The sequence below is a fragment of the Sphingobacterium psychroaquaticum genome, assembly GCF_900177625.1.
In the GTDB taxonomy this organism is placed as follows: domain Bacteria; phylum Bacteroidota; class Bacteroidia; order Sphingobacteriales; family Sphingobacteriaceae; genus Sphingobacterium; species Sphingobacterium psychroaquaticum.
Genome location: NZ_FXAU01000002.1, coordinates 47,478 through 64,879, shown reverse-complemented (window position 1 = coordinate 64,879; position 17,402 = coordinate 47,478). Strand labels below are relative to the sequence as shown.

Genomic DNA, 17,402 nt, shown 5'->3' with positions numbered 1-17,402 from the left:
CATGCACTATACAAGAAGTTCTGAGTTATTTCGTCATGCCCAGTGTTATATTCCAGGTGGAGTAAATTCGCCGGTAAGGGCGTTTAAAAATGTCGATGGGGTTCCTGTTTTTATCAAACGGGGGAAAGGAGCATATCTATATGATGAAGATGGAAATGAATATATTGATTATGTGAACTCATGGGGACCGATGTTATATGGACATGCATTCCCTCCGGTGATTCAGGCAATAATCGATAAAGCTAAACTGGGCACCTCTTTTGGCGCACCGACGACTATGGAAAGCCAAATTGCTCAGTTAGCGGTATCCATGGTTCCCGGTATTGAGAAGATACGCTTTGTGAATTCTGGCACAGAAGCTGCCATGAGTGCCGTGAGATTGGCCAGGGGATACGTTGGAAAGCGTAAAATCATAAAATTTGCGGGATGCTACCACGGTCATGCCGACGGATTCTTAATTGCTGGAGGAAGTGGGCTTTCGACTTTAGGTATCGCGTCAAGTGCTGGCGTTACGGAAAGCGCAACTGTCGACACGCTATTGGCTTCCTATAACGATTTGGAGAGCGTGCGTTCGCTCTTTCGGAAATTTAAAGGCGAAATAGCAGCGGTTATAGTAGAACCTGTGGCTGGAAATATGGGATGTGTTCCGCCTGATAACGGATTTCTTAAGGGGTTGAGGAATATTTGTACGCATTATGAGGCTTTGCTCATTTTTGATGAAGTGATGACTGGGTTTCGATTGGCTAAGGGAGGAGCGCAAGAGTATTTTAAAGTGTTAGCGGATATCGTGGTGTTTGGGAAGATTGTAGGGGGAGGCTTGCCTGTTGGCGCATTTGCTGCTAAAAGTGACATAATGAATGAACTGGCTCCCGTAGGGGCGGTTTATCAAGCTGGCACGCTGTCTGGTAATCCATTAGCCATGGCTGCGGGGTATGAAATGTTGCGGGCAATAACGGAAGATGGGACTGTTTACGAAAGATTGGAGAGGAAAGGTCAATATCTTGAAGATGGAATGACCGCCTTGTTTAGAAAGTATAATATTGATTTTACGATCAATAGAGCGGGGTCGATGTGCTCTATTTTCTTTTGCAGAGGTAAGATTACGAATTTTGAAACCGCTCATGCTGCAGCAAATGATATGTTCACGCGTTTTTTTAACGGAATGTTGAAAAACGGTATTTATCTACCTCCATCTTCTTATGAAACATGGTTTCTCTCTGATGCTTTGTCTTTTAATGATCTCGACCGCACGTTGGAGGCCGTTGATTTGACGATTCGTCAGTTTTAAACGTTGATAATTATTGGATTTATTATATACGAATGAAATGATTAAAGCTGCTTTTTTTGATATAGATGGAACATTATTGAGTTTCAAGACGCATACTATTTCACCTTTAGTAATTAACGCGTTATATGAACTACGGAAAAATGGCGTATTCGTCTTTGCTGCCAGCGGGCGCTCGATAAATCAGATCAGGGAGGTGGTAGATTTTCCTTTTGATGGGTTTATCAGTTCGAATGGTGCATGTTGTATGGATGCGAATGGGATAGTGTTGTCACATGGTATGGTACCTAAAAGAGACATTCAACAGCTTGTTGATTATTTGAAGGCGGGGAATGGCCCATTTGCTTTTGCCTACACGACGGAGGCGGGAATGTTTGCGTATAATTTAAATGATAAAGTTAAGTTTCACTTTGTGCATACAAATGTTGCATTTCCAATAGAAGTGCCGCTGGAGGAAATTTTAGATGAAGATGTCCTTCAGATTACGTTGTACATTGATGCTGAAGAAGAGAAGGAACTTGCTGAGCAAGTCATGCCAAACTGTGAATTTACAAGGTGGCATGAGTTATTTGCGGATGTAAATAATATGGAATTCAACAAAGCCTCGGGTGTTCAAGTAATGCTGGACTATTATGGTATCGACCGACAAAAAACGGTTGCATTTGGTGATGGAGGGAATGATTTGAAGATGTTATTGTTTGTTGAGTATGGTGTTGCTATGGGGAATGCGGCACAATGGATTAAAGATCAAACTAAATATGTAACGGGTTCTGTTGATGAAGATGGTGTTTTAAACGCCTTGATTCAGTTTGGTTTAATTTCTCCAAAAATTATAGCGGATGAGTTTTCTGGACTAGGTTGAATTTAATTAACTGTAATACAGACAGTGTGTTATGAGCTGTTATGTTTGTGTTGTCATAATAAATTACCAAGCTAATATTGTGTGTATTCAAAGTAATAGGTGAGATGTTGAGACCGTGGAATATTGAAATTCATTTTGATTATTCAGCTGAAAAAAAGGCTGTGTATCTTCAAATCGCAGATGTGATCATTGCCGAAATCTATGCCGGCCGCTTGCAAGCAGGTGATGCATTGCCTGGTAGTCGGACTTTAGCGCGGATGTTTAAGGTCAACCGCAATACCATTGTGGAAGCTCTCGTTGTTTTAGTGAACGAGGAGTGGATCGTTTCTAAAGAACGGATAGGTACATTCGTTTCTTATTCCTTGCCTAGATTCTCTAGATCTTCTACGAAAGTATTGGAAGATGTTGCAGAAAATAAGGATGCTCCAAAAAAATATCGGACAAATTTTGATGATGGTTATCCGGATACAAAAATAGCACCAGTGGTCGAGCTGGCACGTGCTTACCGTGAAATTTTTAATCGAGAAGCACGCTGGCATCTTATGGGGTATGCGAGTGAGTTCGGACATCCCGACTTTATTCGGGCGATTGTTCAGAAGTTAAATCACGTGCGTGGAATGCAGGTGAATAGACATATGATTTGTATTACTAGAGGTAGCCAAATGGCGATGTACTTAGTTAGTCAATGCCTGCTTGATAAAGGGGATCTTGTCGCGGTTGAATACCCCGGTTATACTGATGCTTGGCGGGTGTTTGAGAATGCTGGTGCCGCACTGTTGCACATTCCGGTAGATTCTGACGGTCTTGTTGTGGATGAGTTGCGGAATCATTTAGAAAATGGCGTGCAGATTAAAGCGCTCTATACGACACCACATCACCAGTATCCAACGACCGTAACAATGACGCTTAAGCGAAGAGTTGAGTTAGTTCGGCTATCCAATGTTTATGGTTTTACGATTATTGAAGATGATTATGACAATGAGTTTCATTATGATTCTCGTCCCTTATTGCCATTATCTAGTTTGGCTGAGCTTCGTAAGTATGTGTATATCGGTACGATGAGTAAAGTGGTGGCTCCCGCATTGCGTATCGGATATTTAGCTGCTAACGATAATGATTTAGTGAAGAAAATAGGAGCTCTTCGTAAACTGATTGACGTGCAGGGGGATGGTATTATGGAACAGGCCGTTTTACAGTTGATTAATGATGGTACTATAAAAAGACATCTTAGGAAAGTGTCTTCTTATTATCGTGATAAACGGGATTTTGTGGAAGATCTTATTGAGGAATATCTGCGGGAAAAGGTGACGTATGCAACGCCAAGTGGAGGACTTGCTTTTTGGTTGGTGCCTTCAGGAGTGGTAAATTGGGAGGAGTTGAGCCATAAGCTTGAAACGAATAGCGTGAAACTTTTTACACCGGCTCGCTATGGGATTTATAATGAGTCGGGCGGTATACGAATTGGCTTTGGCGCGCTGACACGTGATGAACTTAGGTTTGGTATTAAGGTTTTAGCGAATTGTCTTTCTTAATGTTGTTTTAGTATTATAGAAAGGGGGGGCAGTGGATTGATAGCGTTTTACTTAAAATTAGGTCTGCCAAAAGGAGGGTGGTTACAATTGGTAAAACTCTTTAATCGTATAACTGCCCTTGTTCAATTTCTTTAGCTGTTCGATCAGGTAATAGCGATGGAGAAATCCTGTGAGCACCACGATTGTTTGTCCTTTATGTGTATTGGCGATATCGAATATGTTCTTCGCCATGGTTTTGTTTCGTGTGTCCCAAAAATCGCACATCAGGGCATAGCCATCTTGGTAGCTGATTGTTTCTTGATTGGGCTTTGTTACATAATTTTCTTTGAACTCTGTTCGTTGGTTAACGATTTTCAATAAGCCACGGTGATATTGAGCGGTTTGCCTTTCCTTTGCAATTTTATCTGTTTTACTGTTGTTGAATTGTTCAGGGGGGCCTTCTGCAATTTTCATCAGCCGATTAGTTAGCTGAGAGAATTCTTCATAAATTTTAGACTCCGTAGGGCTTAATTTCTCTTCCTTGTACAGTTTGTCGATTAGTCGGAATGTTAAATTATCTGTGGGCACCATACCTAGATCCTTTCTGTACTGGTTTCTGCCTTCAAAATCAAAAGGTAGTCGTTTGGTGTTTGGGTATTTCTGAACATACTGATTACTCGCTTTGATCTCATTCCCCTTTGGGTTTGCCTCTTTTATGTATTCCTCCATTCCTTTGCTATCGACCTCATGTAGGATTATATCTGGTTTCACCTTGTCTAGAATATTAAACAGGATTTGCGGATGATAGTTTGGTACGCTATCGTGGATATTGCCAATGATGTATATTTCGGTTTTCTGTTGACTAAAAGTAAAAGTCGTCTGAAAAAGCAATACAAATAGGATGGCGGAGAGTGTCTTCATAATAAGCGAATATAGTGATCGCGCATGAGAGGTGAAAGGCAAAGCCCTAACTTTCGTTACCGCTTTTTCGTCGGGGTGGCAGGATTGGCTCAGCCGCCCACGTCCCGCGCTAGGACCTGAGCCTCCTTTGGATCGAACCTCGGTTCTCATCGCTTGCCAACCCCTTAAACGAAAAAAGCCCTAACTTTCGTTAGAGCTTTTTTGTCGTCTTGTCGGGACAATTTTCGAACCATTTTTTAGAAGATCTAAGGAAATTGGTCTCCGAAGACGATGACATTTTCCGTTTTTAAAACAGATTTGTTAAATAAAAAAATCGCATTAAAGATTAAAATAGATGTTAACGAATGAAAAGTCAGTCTATGTTATGACTTTCTATCAGATAAAGTAATAACATAGACTGACATTGAATAGCACTCCCAACTATTTTGCTATTATAATAAAGAGTAGGTCTAAGATTTTTCAATTTTAATAAGCGCTCCCATTTCAATTGCTATATCTTTTGTAAGTTTGGCAGTTGGTCGCTTATGGAACTCCTCTTCCTTGTAATAATTGCCAAAAGCATAACGATATGCTTCATCTATTGTTAAATTAAAATGGCTATATGTATTTTGCAACTCCTCTATGTAACGATCATTTGAAATAGTTCTTTTTCGAATAATTTCTTGAACAATATCTCTGTGCTGTTGATAGGTTTCCGCCAAATAAAAAAGAGATATATTACCCTCTACCTTTTTCTTTAATTCTTTGTCATTTACATCGCCTGCATACTTTAATTCGACCTCAACATCTTCAGTCATTCCTATTGATGCTTCATAAGTATTAGGATAGTAAGTGAACCTCATAAGCGCATGTTTTTTATTATCCTCATAGGGGTTTAAATGAGTGTCATAGTCAACAGGTTTGCCAGACTTTATACTGGGGCCATTACACATTTTACATGATGGAACTAAATTGAAAAAAGATAAAGCCAAAAGTGGGTGCAAACTTTTTGGGAGAAAGTGATCAAAATCTGGCCGTCCTTTTTTAACACCTTCAGAATCGGTTAATGAAAGTGTATATGATCTATTACAATAAGGACAAGATCTAATATTTAAGGTATTTGCCAGCTGATAAGGTCCCCATATTTCTGAGGTGTCCAAATTTAGAAACCAGTCCTCATAATCAAAAATTCCGTTTAACAGAAATTGGATCGGTTCGTATTCCTTTTTCCATAATTGATACTTCGTAACTTTTAGCGGCTCATTACCATTAATTTCAAAACTTAGTATTTCTTCGTAGTGTATCAATAAACTACTCAAAGCCTTAATTATATCGGCGTTTTTCGTAGCAGCTATCTTTAAGTCTTTAGTAAATTTAAATGATTTTAAATGACCATCGTTTTTCAATGGGGTCTTTGCTTTCAATAGATATTTTAACAAACGCTTGTAATGTCCCATACTATATTTTCGTTTAATAGCCAGGATTTGCTCTATTACTTTTTTATCTGTTATTTTTTTGCCATAAAATGTAGGTAAGAGTTTAAAAAGATCTAGGTAGAACAGGATCATACTATTTACATATGGCTTAACATAAGTGAAATGCTTTTTAGAAATATTTATAATATCCGGATTAGACTCTTTCAATGATATCATCTTTGTTTCCTTTCCTTTAATTGCTTTAAGCGGGACTCCAAAAAAGAGATCTCGTTATCAACAATCCCTTCTTCCTCAAATAACTCCATATACATTTCAACCAACTTATTTCTAACGATTACATCTCCGATTAAATCAATAATTCCTCTGCATTTATCTTTTTGGCCGGCTTCTATTACTAAATTTTGTCCGGCAGGAAGTTGATCTTTTATTTGACGCCATTGGTTTAGATTATTAATTACTTTCTGTATCTCATGCTTGGCAAACTCACCAATTTGTCCGTCTGTTAAAAAGAACGCATCTGCCAGTAATTCATTTATATTAGCACCAAATGTTCTATAATCTTTTGATGGAACAATCTCCGTTTTATTCCCATCATCTCTCTTTAGCAAAATGGTATGATCAGACGATAAATCAGACAAAATATAAGGACTGTGAGTAGTTAAAATAATTTGGAAGTTATATTTGTTATAAGGTCCGTTCAAAAAGTCAATAACCCATTTCAGGTATTTCTTTTTCCATGCTGGGTGAAATCCAACCTCTCCTTCATCGATAAATAATACAAGATCAGTTCTGTCGTCATGACCAATGTCCAGTCTAGTTATGGTATCATATAATCTTGAAAAAAACAGATAGTACGAACTTTCCCCTGTGCTTGTCCATGGATGAAGTGAATAGTCGGAAATACGTTTAACGTATGGTTGATCATAACGTAATATACTATCTTCCAGAGACATAAATAGCTTTAATAAAGATCGATTTTCATCGGTATTATCTATCCATAAATGCTCAATGATAAAAAACTTCCAGTTAAAATCAGGATATTGATCATGTAAATAATATGGAGAGAAAACTTCTGCAATATTACCATTGGCAACTAATTGCTGATGTGTTTCTATTAGCAACTTTGCATCCTCCGGATTAGCAAAAAGGTCAAAATCATCGGTAATGCCTAAAGCAAAATTAGTAGCCCGGTCAATATCTGGAAATTGCTGTTGATTTATCGCTTGGACCATTAAAAGATTAAACCGATAAAGGTTCATCATACCTTCTTTAGCCATAGCAACGTTTGTTTCAATACTATTTTGACCAGGTTTTATTGGTCCGTCAAAATTTTGAATCCCTGCTATTATGTCACGTTCCAAACTATCAAAGGATTTATACTGTTCATATTCTCCAATTGATCTGAAATTTAAAAACTTATTGAGTTCAGAATAGTTGCTTTTCAGCATTAAAACAGTTGGTGCACCACCAGGAATTATTTCAGAAAATTGAAGATAAAACTTCGTATTACGATATCCTTGTCCATTATAGTAAGAATTCAAAACATCCGGCACATTATCACGTCTTCTAAAATTCGGCACTTTTGAGGTACCAGTCCTGTAGTCATTGCCAAGCAGATACTGCGTAGAAATATTTATTAAGTTGGTCAGGTCAATATCACTTCGCCAGTCTAAGACGTTACTATAATAAATAAAGCTTCCTTTGTGGAATTCATGTCGCCAATCTACAGGTAATTTTTCAAATGGTGACTCATCAAACGCTTTTAGTTCATAACCATTTTGCTTTAGCTGATCCTCGTTGTTTAATTGAATTCCATTGGAATAAAAAATCCTTTTACCGTAACAAACAATTCCTTCAAACTTGTGATTCCAGCCCCAGCCGCCATTCACATATGTAGCGGCAGCGTTTAGAATTACTTCACAAATACTGCTTTTCCCACTACCGTTTTTACCAGCAATGGCTGTAATGCCCTTTATCTTATCACCAAAAGATAGAGCACTTGGGATATTATTAACTAATTCTAATGTCCCATTAGAATAATTAAAGGAATGTTCACCCTTATGGTGAAAATTCACATTTAAATTTTCAATAATAGAGCGGTATTCAGCTATCCAAATATATCTTATTTCCATTTTCAATACTTTAATTTAATATTTAAGTAGTGCAAACTGATGAGTCAAATTTGATCATTTAAAAAAATACTATTTACGTCTGTTTCTCTTAAATTTAAGAACTTCTAATATTGGTGCGTTGGGTTGGTCTGAGGGTATGATTGGATCATCGTCATCAGTAATAGCTGTTCTCTCAATATCATGAAGTCCCACCTCCCAAGCATTTATAATTTTTAATTCTGATTTTAAAATTCCTAGATTAAAAAAAGGTTTGGGTTGATAACTATCGTCTAAGAACGCTGGCACTAAAAGGTATTTTCCGTGTTTTTTATATGTTTCTGTTAAATTCCTCAAATTTATATCATTTTCAGCTTCCATTACACGAAAGCGTGAAGAAATGGAAAGAAGATGACCTTTTTTCATAAGTTCTTCATCCATTTTTTTTGAAATTAAGACCTTATACCAATAAGGGTTGTTCTTATCAATACCTTTGATAACTGACACCATAATAGTATCACTTTTATCCTCTTTGCCAAATATGGTAATCCACTCTTCAAAAATTTCCTTGGCAGCTTCTACATTTTCAAATCCCAAGAAGATTCCAAGTGGTAGAATGTCTAATGCGAAAAAGCCAACCCCCCTCCAAGTAGCCTTATCCCATAGAGTCGAATTTATAACAGTTTCTGCCTTGATAGTTCTGTGAGTGGCGTTGTCAAATTTATTTTCCCTTTCCTCATCATCATGCTCTGTATTCACTTCCTCATCTATGATGATGGGATTTACCGTCCTGACCTTCGGATATTCCTTGGTACGTTCTGAAATCCAATCTTTCTGAAAAAATTTAGGGCTATTTGTCAATATATTATCCAAAAAGATATCATGCTGAAAAATAGTGGATAGTCTTTCATTTACTTCATCCTTCTCATATAACTTCTGAAAAAACTCCTTATAATCCTGAATAGCAAAATTTTTACCGATTACTTCCGGAGAAAGAATTCTTATCAAATCTTCAAATTTTCTATTGGGAAAGAAAGAAGATACTTTGATAACTACTTTAATTATACTAGATGTTCCTGAAACCTCAAACGAGTCAGTAAGCTCTTCTGAGCTGGATATGTTAATCGTAATACATTCTGTAAATGGAAAAACATCATTAAAAGCCGTCGCTAAATAGGATTCAAAGTAGGCTAGTATAGTTTCCCCCAATTTTAAGAAAGAAGTATCTGATGGCACAAAAACTGAGATAATGGTTCCAAGTAAATGTGTTTTCAAGTTCGTAACGCTTTCAGACATCAAATCCGTATTATAAGCAATCTGCTGTTTGAAAGGTTGATTTGCCCATTTATTAAAATAGTGAGGAAAACCTTCCCTGACCAATGGAACTTTAGATGGGTCTAGTTCAATAGCATCTTCATGCCCCAGCATATATAATAAGGCATCATTACTTAGCCAAAGCTGGTTTCTTTCCAAAACACTTGGAAGTGTTGTATATCGGTCCAATAAATCAAAAGGTAAATTCAATAATCTCACGGATAGACATGCATCGGTCAGATTTCCAGCGGAAAGTTCATCTGTCGTCCCATCAATATTTTGTGAATATCCCTTAACGACGTTATAAAGTTCGTACCAACACATTATGATCGGAATACGCCCGATAATAATTTGGTTCTTCAACAGCTCTTCAACACAAGTAATAAATCTCGGATTTAAATTGCCTGTATTATACCATATTTTAGTGTATATGCTCAGCGCTGCAATAAGGGAATTATACGAAGCCCAATGCAAATCTAATTTGGTATATGCTTCGCTCAATAACATTAAACAGAAATAAAACTCGTCTTGGGATTCTGGTTTAGCAAGCTTCCGAAAAGCCTTTCCAAAATAAATTAAGCTTTCACGGGCATTATTGTTCTCAAGCTTTGTTACTCCCCTTTTTAGGTACATCTGCCCGGAAGATAGCTCAGAAACCCTTATAGCTTCGACTTCTGCCAAAGAATCAATTAATCTATCATAGTCTGAATCATCGGGCAACATCTCTCCGAACATTTGAATTGTTTCCCTTATTTGGGAAAAAGGCAAATCAATGTAGGCGCTACTCACCTCAACATATTCTTTTAATCGAACAAGGTTTGGGGATACCTCTTCTTCATTCATTTCTGAATTAAAAATCTCTATAAAAGACAAGTAAAATTTTGAAAGCAATCCGGTTGCAGGCTTTCTTGAATCAGAAGCACATGCCTGTAAAACGGATTTCAAATTACGCTCCTCGAGTTCATAATCTATTTTTACCATCTCATCAATATCTTCAAGTGTAGAAATTGTCCTTAGGATATTTGATAAGGTAAAATAATGTTCGATACTCAATAGATTTGGTTCTTCAGCAACCAACTGTTTGATCTGAATATATTCTTTGTAAAAATCACTATATTCATCATACCAATTTATGAGTGTCCAAGCCAATTGGTAGCGAACTCTAATTTCCTGTGGTTTATTCTTTACCTTTTCACAAAATTTTAAAGCTCGAGAGAACCTACCTAAAACTTCAGTTTTAGGCCGTTCCAGCATTCTGGAGAGAATAGCGCTCTCCAAACAACCTTCTATCAATTCAAAATCCACTTCCATTAGTCGGTCAGCACTGTTTATCCGTTCTTCAAGCGCATTGATTTGTGCTTTACGTTCGATATCCCATGGACCTAAGACAACTTCTTGTAAATATTCAATTGATAGATTTAAAGTTTCGATGACTATATTCAACAGGTTGTCGCCATATACCTTTTCCAATATCCATTCGGCATCCAAAATGACTAATTCGATTCCGTAATCCCTCTTGACCCCGTCTTGAACATCCTTTTTATTTTTACTTGATATTTTCTGATTGGAAAAAAAGAATATTTTAGTATAACCACGCTTAGTGTCAATAATCTTCTTTACATCGGATTTAACTTTTGATTTCCATTCTGATTTGGCACTAATTGCGAAAGCCCAGTTCTCATTCTCGTTCCATTTGTTTTCACCGACAAACCAGCGATCCGAAATAAAACTTGATACTGGATAAGTCTCTGAATCTGTCTTTCCATCTCCTCCGCCCGTTGGCCCTACTTGAGGAATTAAGTTGGGAATAATCAATTTTTCAGCAAGTTTGGTACAGAGCGTTTCAAAATTATCATGTTTTTGATTTGTTGAAATTTGCGAAAGAATGAAATCTAACTGCTCCTTTGGAAGTACAACTTTAGCTATAGTTTTAGAATCTGAAAAGTATTCTGGTCGTTGCTTTCGATAGAATTGAGAAGGTGTTGGAAAACTATTTTTATCCATTAATCAAGCTACTTTAATCAATATTTTTATTGTCATAAAAATACATAAAAAGACTTACTTAACCGGCATTATGATTTTGCGGTCTAACCAAAAACATTTGCCGCTCAACGTTGGATTAAGCATAAGATTATTTTAGGAACTCTCCTCGCATCTCGGGCTTTCCGTCCTCTCTAAAGAAGTTTAGGGTACAGAATTTCTATTTCCATATTATGGTACTGTATCAACCACAGCAAAGTGTTCTGTTTGCCTTTCTACTCTCCAAGATAACATGCTCTAACTATGCATTGCTCAATAACGTACTGACATTAATTTTCAAAGAATCCTATTTCCTTGAATATAATTTGATGAATTCAGAAAAACCTTGACAATTAATGATCTGGGCTTATTCAAAGCCAGCTCCTCTTTCAAATACTATCGTCGCGAATTCATATCTTTATATAAATTAAACGCAACTATAATGACAGAAGAAAAATTAGAAAGACTTAAAAAAACGCTGGCAAAGATTGAAAGCTACAGTAGAGATGAAAGGTATTTCAGCGAGCTAGAGACATTGAGGAAAGAGGAATACCATCTGGAAGGCGGTAAAACTGCTGAATATGTAATGGGGAATTATCGGCACAATTTAGAGCAAACCGGCTGGAAACAGGCCGAAAGTTACAGGGTTGCCAGACGGAGAAGGCCCGTAAAAGGTGCACCCTCTGAATACTCGGATTACATCCGCAACTTTAAGCAAGATGTACAAGACGAGTTATTCCGTGTTGAGATGTTCCTAAATAATCAAAAATAAGCACTACATGGGAAATTTTGCTGATTCTAGATTATTAGTTGAGGATAACATCTATGGTTTTGATTTAAGGCAATTGCTTTGGAAACAACAATATGATCAGCCCGAACATCAGGAAATATTAAAGATCATTTTGAAACTTCTCAAAGTTGATTTATTACATTGTGAAGAGAAGGAGTTGAAAGCATATTTTACTGAAAATGAAGTTCAGCTGTTTAATGATGCAGCTCTCATTCGAGGTGTTGAAAATAAAGAAGTTTTAGCCAGATGGTTTGACGTGATGTTAACCCTGAATAAAAAGAACATCAAAGCTTATATCAATTCCGCCCATGAAGCCTATATGCATGTCTATTCAGCGACCAAAGAGGTAAATTACCTAGTCCGTGCCATTGCGCTGGTCAAATACGCAAAGGCATTTTTCAAAGATCAACTCGAAGAAATATTAGATCAGGTAAAAGAGCAACTATTTACCTGTACTTCAGCCTACTTTCAACAGCTTATTTTAATAGAATTAATCTTCGTTTATGGAGAGAACAGATGCCAAACCGAGTTTAGTCAATTCCTTGAAGAAAAAATAAAGCACTTCCTTTCAACCAAAGATTTTCGGTCTGCAAGATTTTGCATAAGGTCATTGCAGCTCATTGGTATGTTAGACAAAAATCAGTGCAATATAAGAATGGCAGAAAATTACGAAGCAGAAGGAGATCAAGACGTATCAGAAATGCAGCCCAATACTTTCTACCCTACAATATCTGCGGTCTATTTAAAGGGGTTCAAATTAATCGCATCTGCAGGTGGATGCCAGAAATTAAAAGATAGGCTTGAAAGAAAAGTTGTAAGGTTTCAACTGGAGATTTTTCGGACATTGCAGGCAAGCGGTGTGCGAATGATACCAGAAATTGATATAGATGCCATTCATAAAAACGTCCTGAATTTGAATCTGCAAAGCTCCAATCTGGCTTACCATACTCTGGTAAATCTTCCGCTGATTTCAAAAGTTGCTGTTGAGGAAATTGCGCAACGTGATAAGGAATCCTCAATGGGGCTGGAACGCTTTCTTTCTGAACAGGTTAAAGTCACAAAAAAAGGTGCACAGGTGGCTGCTCAGGATATTACCGATAGTTATGCCGGTAATGCCCGGACTTATATGCGGGAAAAACTGATGGCCTATATTTATTTCATCAAAGGTACACTGGACGGATATATTGATATGAATAAAGCAATGGTGATGCAACTTTTAATTGACACAAAAAGTCCTTTTGTTCCTGAAGACAGGATGCATGACTATTGTTTAGGACTTACAGCAGGTTTTCAGAACGATTTTGTTACCGCTGCCCACTTGCTTATTCCTCAATTGGAAAACAGCCTCAGGCATTTAGCGGTTACAAACGATATCATTGTCACTACTTACGACAAAAGGTTTCACTTGGAAAATCTTTTGGGAGGTTTAATCACAAAAATCCGTCCTCTGGCTACTGAGGATATCATCGAGGAACTGAACAGTTTTCTTGTTGATAATAATAATGCTAATTTTCGGAATGAATTACTGCATGGATTAATGGAAACTACCCTCGTTCATAAGTATGGGCAATATACCTGGTGGCTCTGTTTAAAAATGATCTTACAAACCAAGTTGATTTTTCCAGGAATAAAACAATAGCTTTTTGAAAAAACTTCGCAGATCCCCTCATTCATTTCCTCCTTCTGCTCTAGCCTGTATATATTCTCTGATTCGATCTGCTGGACGGAGTTTGTGAAAAGTTGTGACGGACTCCTCATAAATATTATGTCGTTTCAACTTTTCGGAAAGATTGAGTTCATCCTTGAAGCCAAAACCTTTATAGTAGAACAAATCAAAAAAATTGTTCATGTCAGGCTGGGAAAAAAAGACACCTTCCTTTGAGCAGTTCCTAGTAAACTCTTCATTATCAAATAAAAAATAGGCACAAAGCTCCAACTCGTCATAGCAAATTAACCGTTCATGCAGTAGTTCCCTAGAGAGCAGGAATTCGGTAAAGCCTTGAATATGATTATCTTTTCGCTTAAGGGTTATTAAAAAGCTTTCCAAATCATTTATGCATACTGCCCAGGGATACGGACGATCCTGTGGCAATTGCAACAAAAGCCCCAGATCACATTGTATTTGCCCAAGGCGCTCCTGAGTGACTACAATGGTGAAGACCTCATCAAAGTCTGCAGCATCAATCGTTGCTATGATTTTTTTTGATTTGTTTTTCAATGTGAATAAATCATTGCTAAGAAATAGTGTTTCAACTTCACTCGCCTGCGAATAACCACTCCCTATTGATTTTTGAAAATCATCCTTGATACGATCATAAGCTCTTACCGGATCTCGAAGCGGCGTTCGTTGTCTGTGTGCCTTGCATTCGATAACATAAGCAGTCCTATTATGTAATATCAATAGGTCCTTTTCATTATTATTTACATAATAGGAGCGGTTGAATTCTGCATCTGGACCAAAAAAATCCCGAAAGACCTCTGTTGTCTTTTCTTCCAGATACAGATCTCGCCTCTCGGAAATCTTTCTTCCTGGGGCATTGGCATGATTGCATATATCATAAAGGAACTCGTAGATGGCATTAATCAATTGCTTAGAATAGATCATCAATATGCTTTCACCATCCATGACTAAGATAGGCCTGCGCAGATATGGGCATTCATCGGTGTAATATAGATAGTCTACATTCTCGTTCCTCAACAATGTAAAGTAGGCCATGAAAAGCTTAGCCTTCTCCGTATCCGCAACTTTGTAAAGTTCAGCCATAGGAATGGCCATATCAAACACCTTCTTATCTGTAAGGTCCAGAAGATGCATTTTCTGATGTTCAGAAAGTGAGGTGAAGCTTTTTCCAGACTTTAATGACCTTAGCACAGAATCATCATCTGCCTGATAGCGCTTTGACCGTTCGATTTCCATAGTAGTAAGCAAAATATAAAAATTGATATAATCGTTTAGAGAAAGTGCTGTTTCTGACAGAATATGTTCTTGATGGTGTTGAAAGGTTCGTTTGATCCTTTCTATATCCTGCTCTACATATGACAGAGTGGCGTTAAGGTAATAATTAAGAAATGTTCCCTTTGTAATGAGCATACGGTTAATTTCTTCCTGAGACATCCCACCTTTTTTTAGACGCTCAGATTCATAGCCATATCCTTTTTCTATTTCGTTCAACAAACGAATGATAGTTCTGTGATCTTTAGTTCCTGCTGCATAAAGCTCTTTTCCCCCAATTTCGGTGGCATGATAAAGACTAACAAGATACATCAGCTGACGAACGGGTGAGCGGAGGTTAATCTGCCCCGTAGCTTGTCGAACGTGATGATTGGCCAGATAAGCAATATGAGCTGTGAAACTCCGGTGATCATATTTTCTTATAATGGATTTGAGCTCATTCGCAATCGCTGTTGCTCTGTCTTTTGTTAGTTCTTTCATATTCATTATTACAAAGTTAGGCATATCAATCTAGTGCAAGCTCTCATTTTATTAACACCTATTTACTTAATAGCTTAGAGATTTTTGACTATAAGCTAATAGATTTATTAAATCTTTTCGAGTAAGTAAACTTCATTTTTTTGCGATTCTGAACTATATGAATTTTCGATAGAGAAAAGGATTAAAAATGTGTAAGCTTAACAACGGCGTTTCTTTATTAATGTCCCAACAATCTTTGTTAAAAAACTGAAAATCAACAAATACATTATTTATATGAAAACAGCTTATCTATATATCCGTGTAAGTACGGATGAGCAAAAAAGAAAAGGGTACTCCTTGCCAGAACAAGAGGATCGCTTATTGAAATATTGTGAGTACAACAATATCAAAGTCAAAGGTATTTATCGTGAAGATTTCTCGGCCAAGACCTTCAATCGGCCTGAATGGAAAAAGTTGATGACAGTCATCAAAAACAAGTCATCAAAAGAAGACAGACATATACTTTTCATTAAATGGGATCGATTTAGCCGGAACATTGAATATGCTTATGAGATGCTTGGTCTACTTCGGAAATACAGGACAACAGCAATGGCCATTGATCAGCCTTTGGATCTTTCGGTACCTGAAAGTACGGTCATGCTTGCCGTTTACCTATCCGTACCGGAAGCCGAAAACAGCAGAAGAGCTTTGAATACGGCAGCCGGTATCCGCCGGGCAAAATTGATGGGCAGGTATCCAAACAAGGCACCTTTAGGCTATATCAATGTAACAACAATAGAAGGAAAGAAAATTATCGCCCTGAAGCAACCAGAAGCAAATATTTTAAGATGGGTCTTCCAACAACTTGCCAAGAACATCCATAAAATTGAGGAAGTTCGGAATATGGCTCATGATAAGGGATTGATATGTTCAAGGTCATATTTCTTTAGGCTTATACGCAGTCCCATTTACTGTGGCCTCATTCCCGTAAAACTCAATTCCGGAGAATGTGATCTTGTAAAGGGAACACATGACCCGATAATATCCGAAGCACTATTTTACGAGGTTCAGCGCATTATCACAACAAAGAGGAAAGTTAATGCCAAAGACGAATTGCTAAAAACCACATTCTTTTTGCGAGGAGTCCTGGAATGTCCCTATTGTAAAAGAAAGCTCAGCGGAAGCTTTTCCAGAGGTTCAACGAAGAGATATCCGTACTATCATTGTCATGGAAGATGCAAAACGAGGATTAATGCTACCTTACTCAATGATTGTTACCAACACGAACTTCAGCGGTTAATACTTTCAGATAAAGTATCTGATCTTTTTGGTCTCATCTTAGAAGATTGGAATACGAATACCCGCAAAACGGTACATGTACAGCACAGAAATCTTGCGGTAAGAAAACTAAACGAACAGGAATCAATTATGTCTCAAGCCCGGAAGCTGTTCGTAGTCGGCGCTCTGAAACCTGATGATTACAGTAATTTAAAAAGGGAGTTTGAAGCTAATGCCAAATGCCTGCGAAGGGAATTGATGGATATTAATAGAAAATTAGAAAGCATTGACCGACAAAGCCAAATAGGACCAAAATCATTTTTAAATATTTTCCAAGGTTTTTCAAGCTTGGATTTATCCGACAAAAAGCATCTTGTCAATCTGATCCCGCCGCTCAAGGTCGATTTCAAAACAGGCAACATGACACTGGGACTAAACAGCGCATTATCAAAAATATTATTAACAAAAAAACAGATATTAAAATAAT

General features: G+C 37.4%; 11 protein-coding genes. 6 read left to right on the top strand and 5 right to left on the bottom strand.

Features of this window, described 5'->3' with window-relative positions; all coding sequences use genetic code 11:
* The first annotated feature begins 1 nt into the window (after position 1).
* The 3 genes from hemL (at position 2) to pdxR (ending at position 3,679) form a co-directional block, all read left to right on the top strand.
* Positions 2-1,288, top strand: coding sequence for a glutamate-1-semialdehyde 2,1-aminomutase (gene hemL / locus B9Y69_RS05645; protein WP_085472058.1), 1,287 nt, complete (start codon positions 2-4; stop codon positions 1,286-1,288).
* 13 nt (positions 1,289-1,301) lie between these two features.
* Positions 1,302-2,147, top strand: a complete 846-nt coding sequence (locus tag B9Y69_RS05640; protein ID WP_144036515.1) for a Cof-type HAD-IIB family hydrolase — start codon at positions 1,302-1,304, stop codon at positions 2,145-2,147.
* 104 nt (positions 2,148-2,251) lie between these two features.
* Entirely contained in the window at positions 2,252-3,679 is a 1,428-nt protein-coding gene (pdxR, locus tag B9Y69_RS05635) for a MocR-like pyridoxine biosynthesis transcription factor PdxR (protein WP_085472056.1), read from the top strand.
* Between the two features lie 81 nt (positions 3,680-3,760).
* Here the strand turns inward: pdxR and B9Y69_RS05630 are convergent, their stop codons facing one another.
* From B9Y69_RS05630 to B9Y69_RS05615, 4 genes are all read right to left on the bottom strand, one after another.
* The gene (locus tag B9Y69_RS05630; RefSeq protein ID WP_234991113.1) at positions 3,761-4,729 is read right to left on the bottom strand and encodes a TraB/GumN family protein; all 969 of its coding nucleotides are present in this window, start codon (positions 4,727-4,729) and stop codon (positions 3,761-3,763) included.
* A 299-nt stretch (positions 4,730-5,028) separates the two neighbouring features.
* Positions 5,029-6,210, bottom strand: a complete 1,182-nt coding sequence (locus tag B9Y69_RS05625; protein ID WP_085472055.1) for an HNH endonuclease — start codon at positions 6,208-6,210, stop codon at positions 5,029-5,031.
* Positions 6,207-8,126, bottom strand: a complete 1,920-nt coding sequence (locus B9Y69_RS05620; RefSeq protein ID WP_085472054.1) for an AAA family ATPase — start codon at positions 8,124-8,126, stop codon at positions 6,207-6,209. The genes B9Y69_RS05625 and B9Y69_RS05620 overlap by 4 nt, the downstream gene beginning before the upstream one ends.
* Positions 8,127-8,195: 69 nt before the next feature.
* Positions 8,196-11,420: a hypothetical protein gene (locus B9Y69_RS05615; RefSeq protein ID WP_085472053.1), complete on the bottom strand. Its 3,225-nt coding sequence runs from the start codon at positions 11,418-11,420 to the stop codon at positions 8,196-8,198.
* A gap of 457 nt (positions 11,421-11,877) precedes the next feature.
* Here B9Y69_RS05615 and B9Y69_RS05610 point away from each other — a divergent pair, with 457 nt between their 5' ends.
* Both B9Y69_RS05610 and B9Y69_RS05605 read left to right on the top strand, forming a co-directional pair.
* The gene (locus B9Y69_RS05610; protein ID WP_085472052.1) at positions 11,878-12,207 is read left to right on the top strand and encodes a hypothetical protein; all 330 of its coding nucleotides are present in this window, start codon (positions 11,878-11,880) and stop codon (positions 12,205-12,207) included.
* 7 nt (positions 12,208-12,214) lie between these two features.
* On the top strand, positions 12,215-13,864 hold the full coding sequence (locus tag B9Y69_RS05605) for a DUF4209 domain-containing protein (protein ID WP_085472051.1): 1,650 nt from the start codon (positions 12,215-12,217) through the stop codon (positions 13,862-13,864).
* A gap of 27 nt (positions 13,865-13,891) precedes the next feature.
* Here B9Y69_RS05605 and B9Y69_RS05600 read toward each other — a convergent pair whose 3' ends face one another.
* Entirely contained in the window at positions 13,892-15,658 is a 1,767-nt protein-coding gene (locus B9Y69_RS05600) for a hypothetical protein (protein ID WP_159451820.1), read from the bottom strand.
* 273 nt (positions 15,659-15,931) lie between these two features.
* On the opposite strand from B9Y69_RS05600, the gene B9Y69_RS05595 reads away from it, so the two are divergent.
* Positions 15,932-17,401: a recombinase family protein gene (locus B9Y69_RS05595; RefSeq protein WP_200811757.1), complete on the top strand. Its 1,470-nt coding sequence runs from the start codon at positions 15,932-15,934 to the stop codon at positions 17,399-17,401.
* Position 17,402 lies beyond the last annotated feature (1 nt).